Genomic DNA, 19369 nt, shown 5'->3' on the forward strand with positions numbered 1-19369 from the left:
CGCGGCGGGGATGACCCGCCGCGAGGGCGTCAGACGTTGAAGCGGAAGTGGAAGACGTCACCGTCGCGGACCGGATAGTCCTTGCCCTCGAGGCGGAGCTTGCCGGCGTCGCGGGCGCCGGCCTCGCCGTTCAGGCTGACATAGTCGTCGTAGGCGATCGTCTCCGCGCGGATGAAGCCCTTCTCGAAGTCGGTGTGGATGGCGCCGGCCGCTTCGGGCGCCCGGGCCTCGCGCCGCACCGTCCAGGCGCGGGCTTCCTTCGGACCGACCGTGAAGAAGGTGACGAGGTCGAGCAGCGCATAGCCCGCGCGCACGACGCGGGCGAGGCCGGTCTCCTCGAGACCGAGCGAGGAAAGGTACTCGCCCTGGTCCTCTGTTGGGAGCTGGGCGACCTCGGCCTCGATGGCGGCCGAGATCACGACCGACGGCATGCCCCGCGCCCTTGCGTACTCGGCGGCCGCCTCGCTGTACTTGTTGCCGGTCGCCGCCGAGGCTTCCTCGACGTTCAGCACGTACATCATGGGCTTGGCGGTGATGAGCTGCAGGCGCTGGAAGACCGGCCGTTCCTCGGCGGTCAGCGCGGCCTCGCGCGCGGGCTTGCCGTCGCGCAGCGCGTCCAGCGCCTTGCGGACGACGGGAACCTCGACGGCCGCTTCCTTGTCGCCGCCCTTGGCCCGCTTCTCGAGGTTGGGCAGACGCTTCTCGAGCGAATCGAGGTCGGCCAGCATCAGCTCGGTCTCGACGATCTCGGCGTCGCGCACCGGATCGACGCTGCCCGAGACGTGCGTGACGTCGCCGTCCTCGAAGCAGCGCAGCACGTGGGCGATGGCGTCGACCTCGCGGATGTTTGCGAGGAACTGGTTGCCCAGGCCCTCGCCCCGCGACGCGCCCTTGACCAGGCCCGCGATGTCGACGAACTCGAGCTGCGTCGGCACGATCTTGGCCGACTGGGCGATCGTGGCCAGCCGGTCGAGCCGCGGATCGGGCACCGCGACCCGGCCGACATTGGGCTCGATGGTGCAGAACGGATAATTGGCCGCCTGCGCCGCCTGGGTGGCGGTGAGCGCATTGAACAGGGTCGACTTGCCGACATTGGGCAGGCCGACGATTCCGCAGTTGAAGCCCATGGTCTACGCTTTCGACTCTTCGACCGGAGGTTTGGGGGGCGGCGCGAGATGCGCCACCCGGCTCATGTAGCGTTCATCGGTCTTGCCGGTGCCGTCGACCAGCAACGCCGATTCGTCGGCCAGCGCGCCCAGCACCCGGGGCAGCCAGCCGTCCTTCGGATCGCGCTCCTCGGGCGCGAAGTCTCGCAGCACCCAGTGCAGGACGAGGTCCTTGTTGCCGGGATGGCCGATGCCGATCCGCACCCGGCGATAGCCGTTGCCGACATGGGCGTCGATGTCGCGCAGCCCGTTGTGGCCGCCGGCGCCGCCGCCCTTTTTCATGCGCACGCGACCCGGCGCCAGGTCGAGCTCGTCGTGGAACACGACGATGCGGTCGAGCGGGATCTTGAGGAAGCGCACCGCCTCGCCGACCGCCTTGCTCGATTCGTTCATGAAGGTCATGGGCTTCAGCACCAGCGTGCGCTCGCCGGCGAGATGGCCTTCGGCCATCTCGCCGTTGAAGCGGTCGCGCCAGGGCGAGAAGACACGGCGGCGGACGATCTCGTCCACCGCCATGAATCCCACATTGTGCCGGTGCCCCGCGTAGCGTGGCCCGGGATTGCCGAGCCCGACCAGCAGAAGCATCGAACGGACGGAGCCTGGGCCCGCCGCCTACTTCTTGGCCGGCGCTGCCGCGCCGGCGGCCGGCGCTGCCGCCCCGGCAGCCGGTGCCGCCGCGGCGCCTTCGGCGGCCGGTGCTCCCGCGTCCGTCTGGGCCGCCTCGCGGACGACCGTCGGTGCGGCGATCGAGGCCACGGTGGCGTTGTGGTCGCGCGTCACGACGCGCACGTCCTCGGGGATGGCCAGCGACGACAGATGCACCGAGTGGCCGATCTCGAGGCCGGTCAGGTCGACCTCGAAATACTCGGGGATGGAGGCCGGCTTGGTGCGCACCGTGATCTCGTGCAGGACGACGTTCAGCACGCCGCCGCGCTTGATGCCGGGGGCCAGCACTTCGTTCTTGAAGTGCACGGGCACCTGGACGGTGATGATCGAGTCGGGCCCGATGCGCAGGAAGTCGAGATGCAGGGGACGGTCCGTCACCGGGTCGACCTGCACGTCGCGCGGCAGCACGTCGTAGTTCGTGCCGTCGACGTCGATCTGCATCCGGTGATTGAAGAAGCCCTCCTTGTGGATGTCGCGCTCGATCGATTTCGGCTCGACCGCGATCATCACGGGGGCTTGCTTGTCGCCGTAGATCACGGCGGGAATCAGTCCTTCGCGACGGCTGGAACGGGCGCCCCCTTTGCCGGCCCGGTCCCGCTTCCTCGCGACGACCTTCGTCGTCTCTGCCATTTCAACTTCTCCTAAAGGTTCGGTTTCTCTTTCTCTCTCTCTCACTCGCGGCGTGGCCTCCAGGGGTGCCCAGCGCCGCATCTCCGGAAGTCCCTAGTCGAACAGGCTCGACACCGAGGACTCCTCGGAAATTCTCTTCATGGCCTCGGCCATCAGCGACGCGATGCTGAGGGGCCGCACGTTGGGCGATACGCGCACCGCCTCGGTCGCCTGGATGGAATCGGTGATCACCATCTTCTCCATCGGCGAGGCCGCGACGCGCGCCACGGCGCCGCCCGACAGGACGCCATGCGTGACATAGGCGGAGACCGACTTGGCCCCCTGATCCATCAGGGCGACGGACGCGTTGCACAGCGTGCCGGCGGAATCCACGATGTCGTCGATCAGGATGCAGTCCCGGTCCTTGACGTCGCCGATCACGTTCATGACCTCGCTGACGCCCGCCTGCTCGCGACGCTTGTCGATGATCGCGAGGTCGGCGTCAATCCGCTTGGCGATGGCACGAGCGCGCACCACGCCGCCGACGTCGGGCGACACGACCGTCAGGTTGCGGTTCGACAGGGTCTCCTGGATGTCCTTGCTGAACACCGGCCCGGCGAACAGGTTGTCGACGGGGATGTCGAAGAAGCCCTGGATCTGGGCCGCGTGCAGGTCGAGGGTCAGGACGCGGCTGGCACCGGCATGGGTCAGGAGGTTGGCGACCAGCTTGGCCGAGATCGGCGTCCGCGGGCCGGTGCGGCGGTCCTGCCGCGCATAGCCGTAGTAGGGGATCACCGCGGTGATGCGCCGGGCCGAGCTGCGGCGCAGCGCGTCGATGGTGATCAGCAGTTCCATCAGATGGTCGTTGGCCGGGAAGCTCGTCGACTGGATGACGAACATGTCCTCGCCGCGGACATTCTCAAGGATCTCGACGAAGATCTCGTTGTCCGAGAAGCGGCGGATGTTCGCCTTGACCAGCGGCAGCGCCAGCTTGGCGGAAATCGCTTCCGCCAGCGGACGGTTGCTGTTGCCGGTGAGAATCTTCATATCGCGCGACCCCTGTCGCCGGGCGGGTTCTCGTTAAGCCGTTGAAATAAAACGACAAAACGGCCACTCCCGGCCGCGACGCGGCGGACCATACCAATGAGTCCCCGCGCTGTAAACGGCCTGAAATATCGCATTCGGGCGGGCCGGCCGGCGGGCCCGGGTTCAGGGCGCCGCGGCCGCGTGCTCGGGCTGGCGGTGCTTGTTGATCTTCATCCAGACATGCTCGCCCGAGGTCGTCTTCATGTAGCGCGGCGGCCGGCCGGCCTCGGCGCAGGTCGGCAGGCACTGGATGACGGCGTCGTAGTTGGGCTGGTGGAAGAACGCCATCGAGAAGCGCCGGGCGGCCGAGGCGGTGGCGCGCGGCGGGTTGACCACCCGGTGCAGGGTCGACACCCAGCGATCGTTGGTCCATTCGGCCATCAGGTCGCCCAGGTTGACCACGAAGGCCTCGGGGACGTGCGGCACGTCCAGCCAGCCGCCGTCCCTGGCGCGGACCTGCAGGCCGCCCTCGGCGCCGTCCGGCTTCACGATGGTGAGGCTGCCATAGTCGGTATGGGCGCCGGCGCGCAGCTGCCCGGGCAGCGGCGGCTCGTGCTGCGCGGGGTAGTGCAGCATGCTGAAGTTGGTGATGTGGCGGTCGATCTTGTCGTCGAAGAACCGCTCGTCCATGCCGAGGCCCATCGCGAAGATCCGCATCAGGCTGGTCGCCAGCCGTTCCATGTCGCGATAGTAGGCGGTCCAGGTCTCGCGGAACTCGGGCAGCCCCTCCGGCCACATGTTGGGGGCGAAGAAGTTGGCCGGCGTGGCGGCCCGATGATAGGCGTCGTCGGGCGCGTCGACCGGCCCGATGGAGAAGGATTCCTTGTAGTCGGGCGGCGTCTGCTCATCGAGGCTGTAGGCCAGCGCCTCGTTGCCCAGCGCGATGTAGCCGCGGTAGCGGTCGGGCGGCATGCGGTAGCGCAGCTTGTCCTCGAGCGGCCGGTCGAAGAAGGCCGCCGAGACGCGGCGCATGTCGTCGACCAGCGACGCCGGGATGCCGTGGCCGGTGACCAGCAGGAAGCCGATCTCCGAGCAGGCCCGGTCGACGGCGCGGGCGACGTCCCGCCGCCCGGCCTCGCCGCCCGCCAGGAAGGGCGAGATGTCGATGATGGGGATGGTGTCGGGCATGCGTCCTCCTCCGGCCGGAGGCGACGCAAACCGGATGCCAAGCGTGCGGCGGGGGCGGGTTTTCCCGCGCCGCGCAATGAAGGGCTAGGCGGCGTGCGGGTTGGCCACGAACGGCCACTGCCCCTTGTCGACCTTGGTGTAGGGCAGGAGCGACCAGTCGGGCACCAGGGCGCCCGGCGCCGCCACGTAGACCACCTCGCTGGCGATCGGGGCGTAGGCGGCGTGGAAGTGCTGCATGGACTTCACCACCACGACCTTCTTGGCCGAGGGATCAACGCCGAGCTTGGTGAAGCAGTCGCGGCTCAGGCACTGGGTGCGCTTGCTGTTCACGATCACCGTCACGCCCTCGATCTGCAGGGCGGCGGCGTCGCCGATCGAGCCCACGCTCTTGCGCTCGCCGCCGAACTCGATGGTGACGTTCTTCTCGAGCTTCAGCACCCTGGCGCGGCCGTCGACCGGCGGGCCCGACTGCGGGCCGAGCTTGCCGCCGATGCGGATGTCGAGCTCGGCGCCCTCGCCGACCTCGAAGGCGAGCTTCACGGCGCCGGGATCCCAGAACATGCCGATGGCGGCGTCCTGGACCTTGCGGTCGAGCAGGGCTTTCAGGATGAAGGTCGAATCGGAGGCGGCGCCACCGCCGGCATTGTCCGACACGTCGGCCAGCACCATCGGCTTGGGCAGGTTGTGCGAGGAGACGCGCGCCATCGCGGCGTCGAGCGAGACGTAAGGCGGCTGCGTGGCCTCGCGCATGGCGAAGAATTCCTGGCCGAGCTCGCGTGCCAGTTTCTCGGCCTTGGACCGGTCGCCGTCGGTGATGGCGATCAGCTTGCTGCCCATCTCGCGGATGTCTGACCACGGGAAGCCGTGGGCGATCGACAGCGACAGAACCCCGTCCTTGCCTTCCATCGCCTGCAGCTTGTCGACGAAGCCGCGCATCGGCTGGCGGGTGGTGTGGAACACCCCGATCATCTTGCAGTCCCAGGCCGCCATCACCGGACGGGTGCGGCCCTCGATGGCACCTTCCATGACGGTGAACAGGTCGTCGGCGCGCTCCGGAACGTCGACGTGCGGATACTCCTTGAACAGCACCAGGGCCGTGGCGTCGCGCAGCGTGCCCTCGCCGATATTGCAGTGCAGGTCGAGCTCGGCGCCGACCGGGACGTCGGGCCCGACAACCTTGCGGACATGGGCCAGGATGTCGCTCTCGCAATCGTCGTAGCCCTCGGCGACCATGGCGCCGTGCATCGACAGGAACACGCCGTCGACCGGCAGGGCGGCCTTCAGGTCGGCGACGATCTCGTCACGGAAGGCCTCGTAGACCTTCTTGACCGTCTTTCCGGCCGGCTGGGCGAACGCGCAGAGGCTCTCGACGACCTCCCAGCCCTTGGCCTCGGCGCGACCACGCCACACGGCGAGCGGCGCGCCGAACATCGGCACGTTCTCGCCGTAGCTGGCCTTGCGGAACAGGCATGTGTCCTGGAAAAGCTGCTGGCCGGTGGGAATGGACGCGAAGGTGTTGGTCTCGGTACCGAGGCACGCGGTGAAGATCTTTTTCATGGGCGGCGATCTTAGAGCATGTTCCGGAGGTCAGGAGGAAAAATGAGCGACTCCGGTCTCGCATCGATGCCGCTCTACACGCACGTCGACCGTATCGCGCGCGGCCTGGCGGCGCGCGGCATCGGGCCCGACGATCCCATTCCGCCCGAGATGCTCTTCGCCCTCGACCAATGGCACTATCACGGCACCGCCGCGATCTGCGACGCCGGCCGTTTTCTCGGACTCGGGCCCGACAGCCGGGTGCTCGACATCGGGTCCGGGATCGGCGGCCCGGCGCGCTTCCTCGCCCATACGACCGGCTGCCGCGTCACGGCGCTGGAGCTGCAGCCCGAGCTTCACCGGATCGCCCTCGACCTGACGCGCCGCAGCGGCCTCGCGGACCGGGTCACCCACCTGTGCGGCGATGCGCTCGTCCTCTCCCTGCCGTCGGGGTCCTTCGATGCCGTCATCAGCTTCCTGGCCATCCTGCACATCGCCGACCGGCCGGCGCTGGTCCGCCGCATCGCCGACGTCCTGCGGCCCGGCGGGCGATGCTACATCGAGGATCTGTGCCGGCGCGCTCCGTTTGCCCCGGCGGACCTGCGGGACCTGCGCGGCGTCGTGCACGGCGTTACCGTCACCGGCATCGACGACAATGTCCGTGACCTCGGCCAGGCCGGCCTGGTCGAGGTGGTGGCGACGGACCTGACCGACGACTGGGCGCCGCACGCCGCGCAGCGGCTTGAGGCCTGCCGCTCGGATCGCGCCAGCCTGATCGACACGCAGGGCGAGGAGGCCTGGGCGGCCCAGGAGCTGTTCCGCGCGACGATCGACCGGCTCTACCGCAGCGGCGCCCTGGGCGGCGTCCGGCTGACGGCCCGCCGGCCCTGACGCCCGCCGTCAGGCGGTCGCGAGCGCGCGGTCCATCAGCGCGGTTTCCGCCCCGCCGAGATCGGCGGCGCCGAACTGGGCGCTGGGGACGCCGCGAAGACGCGTGTCGGCATAGAGGGCGGCGAAGTCCGACCCGGCCTCGGCCAGCGCCGCGACGGCGGCAATGCGGGCGAGGCCCTCGCAGACGAAGCGGGCGCGCCGCTCGGCCTCGCCCGAGCGCAGGATGCCGGCCAGCGACTCGGCCAGGGGCCGCACGTCGAAGGCCGACGAGGCCGTCCTGGCGAGGGCCCCCACCGTCGCCATCGCCTGGTCGGGATGGCGGCCGGCGGCGCGCAGCACGTCGAGTGCCATGACGTTGCCCGAGCCCTCCCAGATGGCGTTGAGCGGCGATTCCCTGAAGTAGCGCGCCAGCGGCAGGTCCTCGGTGTAGCCGTTGCCGCCCAGGCACTCGAGCGATTCGTAGACCAGCTGTGGCGTGCTCTTGCACACCAGGAACTTGACGGCGGGCGTCAGCAGCCGGGCGTAGGCGGCCTCGGCCGGGTCCAGCGCGGCGTGCTCGGCGGCGCGGCACAGGCGGAACACCAGGGCGACCTGCGCCTCCAGCTCGAGCGCCATGTCGGCGACCGTGGCGCGCATGGACGGCTGGTCGGCCAGGCGCTTCTGGAAGACCGAGCGGTTGCGGATATGGTTCAGCGCCTGGCTGAGGGCGATGCGCGACTGGCCGGCCGAGGCGATGGCGCAGTCGAGCCGCGTCAGGTTCACCATCTCGATGATGGTGCGCACGCCGGCGCCTTCCGGCCCGACTCGCTCGGCCCAGGCGCCGTGGAACTCGACCTCCGAGGAGGCATTCGACTTGTTGCCGAGCTTGTCCTTCAGGCGCTGGAAGCGGATTTGGTTCTTCGATCCGTCGGGCCGGTAGCGCGGCATCAGATAGCAGGTGAGGCCGCCCTCTCCCTGGGCAAGGACCAGGAAGGCATCGCACATCGGCGCCGACATGAACCACTTGTGGCCGGTGATCTCGACATGGCCGCCGGCCGGACGCGCCTCGGTGATGTTGGCGCGCACGTCGGTACCGCCCTGGCGCTCGGTCATGCCCATGCCCAGGGTCACGCCGTCCTTCTCCCACCAGGGCAGCGGGCGCGGATCGTAGATGCGGGTCTGGATGCGGGGCAGCCATCGCTCGAGCAGCGCCGGCTCGGCGCGCAGCGCGCCGATGCAGGCGTGCGTCATGGTGATGGGGCACATGTGGCCGCTCTCGGCCTGGGTGGCGAGATAGAGGCGCACCGCCCGCGCCGACATCGGGCCGGCCGGGTCGCTGCCGTCGTGGGCCGAGGCGTGGATGCCGTGCCCGATGCTCTTCTGCATGAGGGCGTGATAGGCGGGATGGAATTCGACGAGGTCGAGCCGGTTGCCGCGGCCGTCCATGGTGCGCAGCTTGGGCGGATTCTCGTTGGCCACGCGGCCGAGATCGAGGGTCGCCGCCGCGCCATAGTCGCGGCCGCAGGCGGACAGCGCGGCAAGATCGAGCCCGGCGCGGCGGGCGGCGTCGGCCAGCGGCCGGTCGGCACCGAACAGGTCGACGTCGCCGAAGGCAGGCGACTGGTTGAACGAGGCGTCTTCGAGCAGGCCGCTGGACATCCGTCGAGTCTGGTCCCGCCCCGTCGCGGCGGCAAGCCCGGGACAGGGCCTTGGCGCGGACGGGCTGCGGGGACTGGCCCGGCCCTTGCACGTGGCTGCAGGCAACGGGCAACGATCGGCAAGCGGGAGAAACGGCCATGCGGCGCAGGAACTTCATCCAGGCAACGGGCGGATTGGTGCTGACGGGCGCAACCGGCGCCGTTCCCGCCTGGGCCCAGACCACCACGGTCCGCGTCGCGCTGGGCTGGATCAACAACGTCGAATATGCCGGCATCTGGCTGGCCATGGAGAACGGCTACTTCAAGGACGAGGGTCTCGAGGTGAAGACCCTTCCGGGCGGGCCCAATGCCCCGCCGCCGCCGGTCACCGTGGCGGCCGGCAATGCCGAGTTCGGCTACGGCACCTGGCTGCCCTATCTCGACGCGGTCGGCCGCGGCAACGACTTCGTCCTGGTGGCCGGCACCTTCCCGGTGTCGCCGCTCGGCATCCTGTCGCTGGCGGCCAAGCCCATCAAGAGCGCCGCCGACATCGTCGGCAAGAAGATCCTGGCCCAGGGTCCGAACGAACGGACCGCGATCGACGCCACGCTCGCCCTCAACAACCTGCCCAAGCAGTGGGAGTTCGTGCCGGCCGGCTTCTCGCCCGAGCCGCTCCTGTCCAAGGCGGGCGACGGCTACACCGCCTACGGCACCAACCAGGCCGTCACCCTGGAGCGCATGGGCATGGTGCGCGACAAGGACTTCTTCTTCACCTCGTTCGATTCGATGGGCTTCAAGTCCTACGCCAACCTCGTGTTCGTGACGCGCGCCTACCTGCAGGCCAACCGGCCGACCGTGGTCAAGTTCCTGCGCGGGCTGACCCGCGGCTGGATGGAGAACGCCAAGGATCCGGCGGTCGCCGCCAAGCTGGCGGTCTCCAAGTACGGCGCCGATCTCGGCCTCGATCTCAAGCAGCAGACCCGCCAGAACGAGCTGCAGTACGGCATGCTGAAGAACCCCGCCAAGCCCGACCAGCCGCTGCTGGTGCTCGATCGCGATGCGATCGCGGGGCCGATGTATGCCGCGGCCAAGGCGTCGGGCCGCGACAAGCTGCCCGAGGTCGACAAGCTCGCGGACTTCGCCGTCATGCAGGAAGTGCACGCCTCTCTGAAGAAGAGCTGAGCCGTGGCCGGCAAGGCGGGCGCGGCGCCGCAGAAGGTCGATCTGCTGCTGAGCGGCTGCGACGTCGTCACGATCGACGACCGCAACCGCGTGATCCGCGACGGCGCCGTCGCCATCCGGGGCAACAGGATCGTGTGGATCGGCAAGGCGTCGGCCGCCCGCCGGCATGTCACGGCAGCCTCGACGCTGGACGGCGCCGGGCAGATCGCCATGCCGGGCCTGATCGACGCGCATGTCCACACGGCGCAGACCCTGCTGCGCGGCAAGCTGGCCGAGATCGGCCTGCGCCGCCCGATCAAGATCCCGCCGTGGAAGAACTACTACATCCCGTTCGAAGGCATGCTGACGGACGAGGACGTCCATCTGAGCGGCCTGCTGTGCTACGCTAACATGATCTCGGTCGGCACGACCTGCTTCGCCGAGGCGGGCGGTCCGCATCCCGACGCGATGGGCCGGGCCGCCGTCGAGATCGGCATCCGCGGCTTCGTGGCGCTCAGCACCGTGGACCAGGGGACCAACGTGCCCGGCTCCATGATCGCCACCACCCGGCAGTGCCACGACCGCAACGTCGCCCTGGTCAAGCGCTGGAAGGGCGCGAGCCACGGCACCGACCGGGTCCAGGCCTGGCTGTCGCTGCGACAGATCATGGTCTGCACCCCCGAGCTGATCGAGGGCATGGCCGAGGCCGCCCGGGCGCTCGACGTAAAGATCCATACGCATCTCTGCGAGGGCGTCTACGAGATCGACTATGCGCTGGAGAGGTTCGGCAAGCGGCCGGCCGAGTACCTGCACGGGCTGGGCGCGCTCGACCGCCACATGCATTGCGCGCACTCTGTGCTGCTGTCGGCCGAGGAGATGGACCTCTTCGTCCGCCATCGGCCGTCCGCCTGCCACTGCGCCTTCAACAACTACCATATCGGCCCGCATCGCCTCTCCGAGATGTGGCGGCGCGGCATCGACATCGGGCTCGGCACCGACGGCGCCGCCTCGTGGGGGTCGCTGGACATCTTCCAGGTCGCGCATGCGACCCGCATCGGCCAGCAGGCAGTGATGGGAACGCCGATCGCCTACCGCAACGTCATGGGCAGCGAGGAGATCCTGAAGGTCGCGACCAACGGCGGCGCCCGCGCGCTCGGCCTCGAGAACCAGATCGGCAGCCTCGAGGTCGGCAAGAAGGCCGATATCCTGCTGGTCGACCGCACCCAGCTCGACCACATGCCGCTCTACGATCCGTATTTCGTCGCTGCCAATACCGTGGTCGGCCGCGACGTGCGCACGGTGGTGATCGACGGCAAGGTCGTGATGAAGGATCGCGAGCTGCTGACGGTCGACCGCGAGGAGATCGACCGCCGCCTGGCCGAACGCCTGCCGAAGCTGATGGAACGCTTCGACGCGATGACGGCCTGAGGCGGCCATGAGCGGGCGCGCCGCCATCGCGATCGACCGGGTCAGCAAGCGCTTCGCGCTGGCCGGCAGCAGCGAGGGCGTGCTGGCGCTGGCCGAGCTGTCGCTCGCCATCGCGCCGGGCGAGTTCGTGGCGATCCTCGGCCCCAGCGGCTGCGGCAAGAGCACCCTGCTACGCCTGGTGGCGGCGCTGGAGCAGCCGAGCAGCGGCACCGTCAGCGTCGACGGCGCCCCGCCGGGCCAGGTCTCGGCCAACCATGCGCTAGGCGTCGCCTTCCAGGACCATGCGCTGCTGCCCTGGCTCAGCATTCGGGACAATGTCGCGCTGCCGTTCCGCATCGCCGGCCGCCGGCCGGACGAGGCGGCGATCGCGCGGCTGATCGACCTGGTCGGCCTGTCGCGCTTCGCCACGGCGCGGCCGCGCCAGCTTTCCGGCGGCATGCGCCAGCGCGCCTCGATCGCTCGCGCCCTGGTGCTCGAGCCCGAGGTGCTGCTCCTCGACGAGCCGTTCGGCGCACTGGATGCCGTGACCCGCCGGCAGATGAACGTCGAGCTGCAGCGCATCTGGTCGGCCCGCCAGATCACGACCCTGCTGATCACCCATTCGGTCGACGAGGCGCTGTTCCTTGCCGACCGGGTCGTGGTGATGAGCGGCCGGCCCGGCCGCATCGTGCGCGAGGTCGCCGTGCCCTTCGCCCGGCCGCGCGATCCGGCGGTCATGCGCAGCGAGGAATTCCATCGCATGGTCGACGACCTGACGGCGGCGCTGGAGAACGAGGAGCCGCCGCCGTCATGAGCGCGGGCACGCGGAGCCTGCTGCTGGGCGCGCTGGGCATCGGCCTGTTCCTGGCGCTGTGGGAGCTGATCGGCCAGCTGAAGCTGGCCGGCATCAGCTGGCCGCCGCTCAGCGCGGTGCTGGACATGCTGACCGACGAAAGCCGGCTGCCGCTGTTCCGCCGCGCGCTCGGCGCCACGCTGGCGGAGACGGCCATGGGCTACCTCTGGGGCACCGCCGCGGGACTGGGGCTTGCGACCCTGGCGCATCTCGTACCGCCACTGCGCCGCGGCTCGGACCGGCTGGCGGCGGTGCTGAACTCGGTGCCGTCGATCGCGCTGGGGCCGATCTTCCTCGTCCTGCTCAGCCGCGAGAGCACGCCGGCGGCGGTGGCGTCGATCCACGTCTTTTTCATCGTCTTCGTGTCGGTCGGTTCGGGCCTGCAGCGGGCGACCGCGGCGCATCGCGACCTGTTCGCGGTGCTCGGCGCCGACCGCGTCCGGCGGTTCTGGCGGCTCGAGCTCCCGGCGGCGATGCCGTCGCTGGTCTCGGGGCTGCGGCTCGCCTGGCCCGCCGCCCTGATCGGGGCCATCATCGGAGAATGGTTCGGGGCGCCGCGCGGCATCGGCATCCTGATCATCAACGCCATGCAGAACTTCCAGATCGTGCTGCTGTGGTGCGCCGTGCTGCTGGCGGTGGCGTCCTCGCTGCTGATCTACGGCGCGCTCACGCTGCTCGAGCGGGCCGCCTATTCGAGGTTCGGCTGATGGAGACCACGGCCCGCCGCCCGCTGCTGCTGCGCCTCGTCGAGGACTACTGGGGCATCATCCTGCTGCTGGTCGCCTGGGAGCTCTGGGTCATCGCCAACAGCTTCAACCCCATCGTCATGCCGACGCCGACCGCCGTGCTTGGCGACCTGGTGAGCCATCCCGACGTCTACCTGCGCAATGTCGGGATCACGCTCGCCGTGGCGGCGTTCGGCCTGGTGATGGGCATGGTGGTGGGCACCGGGCTCGCGGTCGCCGCCTGGTTCTCGCCGGTGGCGGCGGGGCTGCTCAACCCGCTTACCGTCCTGTTCAGCTCGGTGCCGGTCGTGGCGCTGATCCCGGTGATCGCCCGGTTGCTGGGTTACGACACCTCGACCGTGCTCGCGATCGTGGTGATCATCACCTTCTTCCCGTCCTTCGTCTTCGCCTCGTCCGGCCTGCGCGCGCCGCCGCCGGGCGCCGAGGACCTGTTCCGCGTGCTCGGCGCCTCGCGGCTCGACGTGCTGCTGCGGCTGGCGCTACCCGCGGCCATGCCCAACCTCGCCATCGCCTTCAAGCTCGCGGCCGCCCACGCCATCCTGGCCGCCATGGTGGCGGAGTTCCTGATGGGCACGTCCGGGCTCGGCTACCTGTTCGCCAAGACCAAGTCGGACTTCCAGACCGAGCAGGCGTTCGGCGCCAGCGCCGTCGCCACGGTGATCTCGGCGACGGCGTTCCTGCTGGCGGGCCTGGTCGAGCGGCGGGTGCGCGACCGCTACACGTGAGGCGTCAGCCGCCGCCTTCGTACTTGAACGAGACCTTGAGCCTGGTGCGGTAGGCCGCGACCTTGCCCTTCTCGATGACAAGGTCCTGCTCGACGACCTCGGCGACCCGGAGGTCGCGCAACGACTTGGCCGCACGCTCGACCGCGACTTTCGCCGCTCTTTCCCAGGAGTCGCTGCTGGTGCCTACGAGCTCGATCACCTTGTAGACGCTGTCCGCCATGTGAGCCTCCCTCGACACGGGTTCGCCGTCTCAGTCCGGTGCCGGTCAGGGGGAGGGCGCGGCAGCGGGTGCCTTGCAGGCCTTTCCTTGGCCGCAAGGCTAGCACCGCGTGGCCGACGGCTCAAATCATGCCGTGGCGAACTTGCCGAACTCCCAGTTGCGGCCGGGGGCGGCGGCGAACAGCGACTTGGTATACTCGTCCTTCGGTGCGCCGAAGACCTGCTCGGCCGAGCCGTACTCGACGACGCGGCCCTTGCTCATCACCGCGACATAGTCGCAGATCTGCGCCGCGACGCGCAGGTCGTGGGTGATGAACAGCACTGCGAGGTTCAGCCGCTGGCGGATCTCGTCGAGCAGCTCCAGCACCTGCTTCTGCACGGAAACGTCGAGCGCCGACACCGCCTCGTCGGCGATCAGCAGCTCGGGCTCCATGGCGAGCGCGCGCGCGATGCAGATGCGCTGGCGCTGGCCACCCGAGAACTGATGCGGGTAGCGGTCGAGCGCGTTGGGATCGAGGCGCACCGTCTCCATCAGCTTGCGGGCGCGGGCCATCGCCTCGTCGCGCTTGAGGCCGAAGTTCATCGGCCCCTCGATGATGAACTCGCCCACGGTGATGCGCGGGTTCATCGAGCGGTAGGGGTCCTGGAAGACGATCTGCACGCGCCGGCGATGCGGGCGCAGCTTGCCGGCCGGCATGGTGGCGATCTCGGTGTCGCCCAGGAAGACCTTGCCCTCGCTGGGATCGATCAGGCGGGCGATGCAGCGCGCCACGGTCGACTTGCCGGAGCCCGATTCGCCCACGATGCCCAGCGTCTCGCCGCGGCGGATGTCGAGGTCGACGTCGGTGGCGGCCTTCACGACGCGCGCCTTCTGGAAGAAGCCGGAGCCGGTGTAGGTCTTGCCGAGCTTCTCGGTGCGCAGCACCGTGATGCCGTCCTTGCGCGCGCCGCGGTGCTGCGGATGGATCGACGGCACCGAGGAGATCAGCATGCGTGTGTAGCCCTGCTCGGGTCGCGACAGGATCTGCTCGGTCGGCCCCATCTCGACCAGCTCGCCCCAGCGCAGGACGGCGACCTTGTGGGCGATCTCGGCGACGACGCCGAAATCGTGGGTGATGAAGAGGACGCCGGTGCCCTGGCTGGCCTGCAGCTCGGCGACCAGCTTCAGGATCTCGGCCTGGGTCGTGACGTCGAGCGCCGTGGTCGGCTCGTCGGCGATCAGCAGGACCGGATCGAGGACCAGCGCCATGGCGATCATGATGCGCTGGCGCTGTCCGCCCGAGAGCTGGTGCGGGTAGGAGGCGTAGATGCGCTCCGGATCCGGCAGCTTGACGCGCTCGAGGATGGTCAGGATCTTCGAGCGGCGCTGGGCGGAGTCTAGCTTGGTATGGGTCTCCAGCACCTCGTCGATCTGCTCGCCGCAGGTCATGACCGGATTGAGCGCCGTCATCGGCTCCTGGAAGATCATAGACATGCGCGTGCAGCGCAGCTCGCGCAGGCGCGCCTCGCCGGCCGCCAGCACGTTCTCTCCCTCGAGCAGGATCTCGCCCGAGGTCGGCTTCAGCGCCTTGGCCAGCAGGCCCATGACGGTGAAGGCGATGACCGATTTTCCGGAGCCCGACTCGCCCACCAGGCAGACGATCTCGCCGGGATTGACGGTGAAGCTCACCTTCTCGACCGCATGGGCGCGGTCGGCGCCGGCCGGCAGGGCGACGCTCAGGTTGCGGACTTCCAGGACGGGCTTGACGGCTGTGGTGCTCATCGGAGCACCACAGCCGTCATCCCGACCGAAGCCCCCCTCGTTCCTCGGGGTAAACGCCAGGCGGAGTGGAGGGATCGCTTATGAAACACAAGAACCTCGAACATGAAAAAGAGACCCTTCGGCTCGCTTCGCTCGCTCAGGGTGAGCAGGAAGGAATGACCCTGCGGGTCATACCTTCTTGCTCATCTTCGGATCGAGCGTGTCGCGCAGGCCGTCGCCCATGATGTTGATGGCCAGCACCGTCAGCGCCAGGAAGATGCCCGGATAGAGGATGTTGTGCGGGAACACGCGGAACAGCGTGCGGCCCTCGGCCATGATGTTGCCCCAGCTCGGGATCTCCGGCGGGATGCCGATGCCGAGGAAGGAGAGGATCGCCTCGGCCAGGATGGCGGCGGCGGCGATGAAGGTTCCCTGCACGATCAGCGGGGCGACGGTGTTGGGCAGGATGTGCCGGAACATCAGGATCCAGGTCGGCGTGCCGACCGAGATGGCGCCCTCGACATAGGGCTCCTCGCGGACCGTCAGCACGACCGAGCGCACCAGGCGAACGACGCGCGGCACGTCCGGAACGACGATGGCGAAGATCACGGTGATGAGGCCGGCGCGCCAGATCGAGACCAGGGCGATCGCGAGCAGGATGCCCGGAATCGCCATCAGCCCGTCCATGACGCGCATGATCGGCCCGTCCAGCCAGCGGATGTAGCCGGCGATCAGGCCGATCACCAGGCCGATCGCCACCGAGGCGATCGCCACGGCGACGCCGATGACCAGCGAGACGCGGGTGCCGTAGATGACGCGGCTGTAAACGTCGCGGCCGAGGCTGTCGGTGCCCATGATGGCCACCCGCTTGACCGTCGTGCCGTTGTCCAGCCGCATCGTGATCTCGGTGCCCGGCTTCTTGTTGCGCGCCGCCGGATCGATGCGGGTCGGGTCCACGGTACCGAGGAACGGCGCCAGGATCGCGATGGCCAGCATCACCAGCAGGATGATGCCACCGAAGAGAACGGCCGGGTTGCGGACGGCAAGGAGCCAGAGGCTCTTGCGCTTGGTCGCGGCTGCCGCGACGGCGGCGGAGTCGACGACTTCTTCTTCAGCAATCGCGCTCAATAGCGGATCCTCGGATCGAAAAGGGTGTAGCTGATGTCGATCAGCAGGTTGATCACGACGTAGACCACCGAGAAGAGCAGGATGACGGCCTGGATGGTGGGGAAGTCGCGGCTGAGCACCGCCTCGACGGTGAGGCGGCCGAGGCCGGGCAGGCCATAGACGCTCTCGGTCACCACGGCGCCGCCGATCAGCAGGGCGACGCCGATGCCGATCACGGTCAGGATCGGCACGGCGGCGTTGCGCAGCGCGTGCCGCATCAGGACGACGCGGTTGGAAAGCCCCTTGGCGCGCGCGGTGCGAATGTAGTCCTCGTTCAGGACCTCGAGGACGCTGGCGCGGGTGATGCGGGCGATCAGCGCGATGTAGATCACCGCCAGGGTCACCGACGGCAGCACCATGCGCTCGAGGAAGCTCCAGAAGTTGACGCCGATGCGCGTGTAGCCCTGGACGGGCAGCCAGCCCAGTTCGATGGCGAAGACATAGATCAGGCAATAGCCGATCACGAACACCGGGACCGAGAAGCCGAGCACGGAGAAGCCCATGACGACGCGGTCGAGCAGGGAGCCGTGCTTCCAGGCGGCCAGCACGCCCAGCGGGACGGCCAGCAGGACGGCGATGACCAGCGTGCAGGTCGCCAGCGCCAGCGTCGGCTCGACGCGTTGGGCGATCAGCTCGGCGACGGTCTTCTTGAAGAAGAAGCTTTCGCCGAAATTGCCCTGCAGGACGTTGCCGATCCAGATGCCGAACTGGGTCCAGATCGGCTCGTTGAGGCCGAGCTTCTCGCGGATGTCGGCGATCTGGTCGGAGGTGGCATTGTCGCCCGCGATGACCGCGGCCGGATCGCCCGGGGTCAGCCTGAGCATGAGGAACACGAAGACCGCCACCACGGCAAGCACGGGTATGATGGCGATGAGACGGCGGGCGATGAAGTCGAACATTTTCCCTCTGTTGTCACCCCGGCGAAGCGGAGGGCCTCATCGGATGAGACCCGTCGCTCCGCCCGGGACGATGCCAGGACCTTGCGGCCCCGGCGTCACTTCTTCTCGACGTTCCACATCACCGGTACTGGCGCCTTGAGCCAGCCGGAGACGTTGGAGCGGGTGGCGCCGGGCCCGTACCACTGGCCGAGCCAGCCGTACTGGGCGGTGGTCAGGGCGCGCGTCTGGATGGCGCCCGCGAGGGCCTTGCCCTTGGCGGGGTCGGTCTCGCGCGCGTACTGGTCGCGCAGCTTCTCCATCTCCGGGTCGTCCGGCCAGCCGAACCAGGCCTTGGAGCCGTTGGCCGCCATGTAGGAATCGGAGATCGGGTTCAGAACGTCGGCCGCCACGGAGTAGGTGTGGAAGATGTTCCAGCCGCCCTTGTCGGCCGGCTCCTTCTTGGTGCGGCGGGTGACCAGCGTCTGCCAGTCCATCGACTGCATGTCGACCTTGAAGCCGCCGCGCTCGAGCAGCGACTTGGTCACCGGCGCCATGTTGGTCAGCACCGGCAGGGTGGTCGACTGCATCAGCACGATCGGCGTGCCGTCGTAGCCGGCCTCCTTGAGGAGCGCCTTGGACTTCTCGAAGTTCGCCTTGACCAGCATGCCGTCGGGCGCATCGAACGCGTTGGGCGTGCCGCAGACGAAGGCCGCGCTGCACACCTTGTAGTATTCCTTCTCGCCGACCGTGGCCTTGAGATACTCCTCCTGCTGCATGCAGTAGAGGGCGGCCAATCGCATCTTGGGATTGTCGAACGGCTTGTTCACCCAGTTGAAGCGGATGACGAACTGGTGGCCGAGCGGGTTCCAGTCGACCAGCTTCACGTCCTTGTCCTTCTTGAGGACGGGGATCAGGTCGTGCGGCAGCTGCTCGACGACGTCGATCTCGCCGGCGCTGATCGCGTTCACCTGCTGCTGCGTGTCGGGCATCTCGATGACCTCGACGCGGTCGACCTTGACGACCTTGCCGCCGGCCAGGCCCGAGGGCGGCTCGGCGCGCGGCTTGTACTTGGTGTTCTTGGCGTACACGTGCTTCTCGCCGGGCTTGGACTCGGCGTCGACGTAGATGAACGGCCCCGACCCGATGTGGCTGCTGATCTGCTTGAACGGATCGGTCTCCGCCGCCGCCTTGGGCATCATGAAGGGCACGTTGGAGCTCGGCTTGCCCAGCGTCTCGAGCACCAGGCCGTACGGCTCCTTGAGCTGCATGGTGAAGGTCTTGGCGTCGACGGTCTTGAGCTCCTTGACGAAGTCCATGAGCTTCTGGGCCATCGTGTCGCGCTTGCCCCAGCGCTGCAGCGAGGCGACGCAATCCTCGGACGTGACCGGCTTGCCGTCGTGCCATTCCAGGCCGTCGCGCAGCGTGAAGGTCCACAGCGTCTTGTCGGGCGAGATGGTGTACTTGTCGACCATCTGCGGCTTGAAGGCGTTCTGCTCGTCCATCGCGAACAGCGTGTCGTAGATCATGTAGCCGTGGTCGCGGGTGACGTAGGCGGTCGTCCAGATCGGATCGAGGATCGTCAGGTTGCCGCTCTTGACGTAGCGCAGGACGCTGGGCGCGGCCATCGCCGGCCGGGTCATCGCGACCGCGGCCGTGCCGGCGGTCAGGGCGGCGAACTCGCGCCTTCCGAATTTCGTCTTCATCTTGAGCCTCCGAATCTCCTTCATGGGTGGAGGCGACTCTTCCGGTCGCCTGGGTCGAGGGGCACGCGGAG

At 68.8% G+C, this 19369-nt stretch carries 18 protein-coding genes; 6 read left to right on the forward strand and 12 right to left on the reverse strand.

The features are described 5' to 3' along the window. Positions 1–29: 29 nt before the first annotated feature. The 6 genes from ychF to ACO073_RS07295 all read right to left on the reverse strand — a co-directional run bounded on the left by ychF (position 30) and on the right by ACO073_RS07295 (position 6212). The gene (gene ychF / locus ACO073_RS07270) at positions 30–1127 is read right to left on the reverse strand and encodes a redox-regulated ATPase YchF (protein WP_421996490.1); all 1098 of its coding nucleotides are present in this window, start codon (positions 1125–1127) and stop codon (positions 30–32) included. Between the two features lie 3 nt (positions 1128–1130). Then, positions 1131–1751: an aminoacyl-tRNA hydrolase gene (gene pth / locus ACO073_RS07275; RefSeq protein ID WP_421996491.1), complete on the reverse strand. Its 621-nt coding sequence runs from the start codon at positions 1749–1751 to the stop codon at positions 1131–1133. A gap of 27 nt (positions 1752–1778) precedes the next feature. Next, positions 1779–2462, reverse strand: coding sequence for a 50S ribosomal protein L25/general stress protein Ctc (locus ACO073_RS07280; protein ID WP_421996492.1), 684 nt, complete (start codon positions 2460–2462; stop codon positions 1779–1781). A gap of 93 nt (positions 2463–2555) precedes the next feature. Next, entirely contained in the window at positions 2556–3488 is a 933-nt protein-coding gene (locus tag ACO073_RS07285) for a ribose-phosphate pyrophosphokinase (protein WP_421996493.1), read from the reverse strand. A gap of 162 nt (positions 3489–3650) precedes the next feature. After that, a complete protein-coding gene (locus tag ACO073_RS07290; RefSeq protein WP_421996494.1) occupies positions 3651–4655 on the reverse strand; it encodes an isopenicillin N synthase family dioxygenase in 1005 nt (334 codons plus the stop codon). Positions 4656–4739: 84 nt separating this feature from the next. Beyond that, entirely contained in the window at positions 4740–6212 is a 1473-nt protein-coding gene (locus ACO073_RS07295; RefSeq protein WP_421996495.1) for a M81 family metallopeptidase, read from the reverse strand. 42 nt (positions 6213–6254) lie between these two features. Here ACO073_RS07295 and ACO073_RS07300 point away from each other — a divergent pair, with 42 nt between their 5' ends. Continuing rightward, entirely contained in the window at positions 6255–7082 is an 828-nt protein-coding gene (locus ACO073_RS07300) for an SAM-dependent methyltransferase (RefSeq protein ID WP_421996496.1), read from the forward strand. 9 nt (positions 7083–7091) lie between these two features. On the opposite strand, the gene ACO073_RS07305 is transcribed toward ACO073_RS07300, so the two are convergent. Further along, positions 7092–8720 (reverse strand): acyl-CoA dehydrogenase family protein, encoded by a 1629-nt coding sequence (locus tag ACO073_RS07305; RefSeq protein ID WP_421996497.1) that lies wholly within the window; start codon positions 8718–8720, stop codon positions 7092–7094. 137 nt (positions 8721–8857) lie between these two features. Here ACO073_RS07305 and ACO073_RS07310 point away from each other — a divergent pair, with 137 nt between their 5' ends. From ACO073_RS07310 to ACO073_RS07330, 5 genes are read left to right on the forward strand one after another with little or no spacing between them, the layout of a single operon-like run. Then, complete coding sequence (locus ACO073_RS07310; RefSeq protein WP_421996498.1) at positions 8858–9880, forward strand: ABC transporter substrate-binding protein; 1023 nt, start codon at positions 8858–8860, stop codon at positions 9878–9880. 3 nt (positions 9881–9883) lie between these two features. Continuing rightward, a complete protein-coding gene (locus ACO073_RS07315; RefSeq protein ID WP_421996499.1) occupies positions 9884–11287 on the forward strand; it encodes an amidohydrolase family protein in 1404 nt (467 codons plus the stop codon). Positions 11288–11294: 7 nt separating this feature from the next. Then, the gene (locus ACO073_RS07320; RefSeq protein ID WP_421996500.1) at positions 11295–12080 is read left to right on the forward strand and encodes an ABC transporter ATP-binding protein; all 786 of its coding nucleotides are present in this window, start codon (positions 11295–11297) and stop codon (positions 12078–12080) included. Further along, positions 12077–12826, forward strand: a complete 750-nt coding sequence (locus ACO073_RS07325) for an ABC transporter permease (protein ID WP_421996501.1) — start codon at positions 12077–12079, stop codon at positions 12824–12826. The genes ACO073_RS07320 and ACO073_RS07325 overlap by 4 nt, the downstream gene beginning before the upstream one ends. Next, on the forward strand, positions 12826–13590 hold the full coding sequence (locus ACO073_RS07330; RefSeq protein WP_421996502.1) for an ABC transporter permease: 765 nt from the start codon (positions 12826–12828) through the stop codon (positions 13588–13590). The genes ACO073_RS07325 and ACO073_RS07330 overlap by 1 nt, the downstream gene beginning before the upstream one ends. 4 nt (positions 13591–13594) lie before the next feature. On the opposite strand, the gene ACO073_RS07335 is transcribed toward ACO073_RS07330, so the two are convergent. The 5 genes from ACO073_RS07335 to ACO073_RS07355 form a co-directional block, all read right to left on the reverse strand. After that, the gene (locus ACO073_RS07335; RefSeq protein WP_421996503.1) at positions 13595–13810 is read right to left on the reverse strand and encodes a dodecin family protein; all 216 of its coding nucleotides are present in this window, start codon (positions 13808–13810) and stop codon (positions 13595–13597) included. 126 nt (positions 13811–13936) lie between these two features. Beyond that, the gene (locus ACO073_RS07340) at positions 13937–15571 is read right to left on the reverse strand and encodes an ABC transporter ATP-binding protein (protein ID WP_421996504.1); all 1635 of its coding nucleotides are present in this window, start codon (positions 15569–15571) and stop codon (positions 13937–13939) included. Positions 15572–15739: 168 nt separating this feature from the next. Beyond that, a complete protein-coding gene (locus tag ACO073_RS07345; RefSeq protein ID WP_421996505.1) occupies positions 15740–16678 on the reverse strand; it encodes an ABC transporter permease in 939 nt (312 codons plus the stop codon). Next, positions 16675–17616 carry an ABC transporter permease gene (locus ACO073_RS07350; protein ID WP_421996506.1) on the reverse strand — a complete coding sequence of 314 codons (942 nt, stop codon included), beginning with the start codon at positions 17614–17616 and terminating at the stop codon, positions 16675–16677. The genes ACO073_RS07345 and ACO073_RS07350 overlap by 4 nt, the downstream gene beginning before the upstream one ends. Before the next feature lie 95 nt (positions 17617–17711). Beyond that, positions 17712–19298, reverse strand: a complete 1587-nt coding sequence (locus ACO073_RS07355; protein ID WP_421996507.1) for an ABC transporter substrate-binding protein — start codon at positions 19296–19298, stop codon at positions 17712–17714. Positions 19299–19369 lie beyond the last annotated feature (71 nt).

Source organism: Reyranella sp. (genome assembly GCF_965229815.1).
Taxonomy (GTDB): Bacteria; Pseudomonadota; Alphaproteobacteria; order Reyranellales; family Reyranellaceae; genus Reyranella.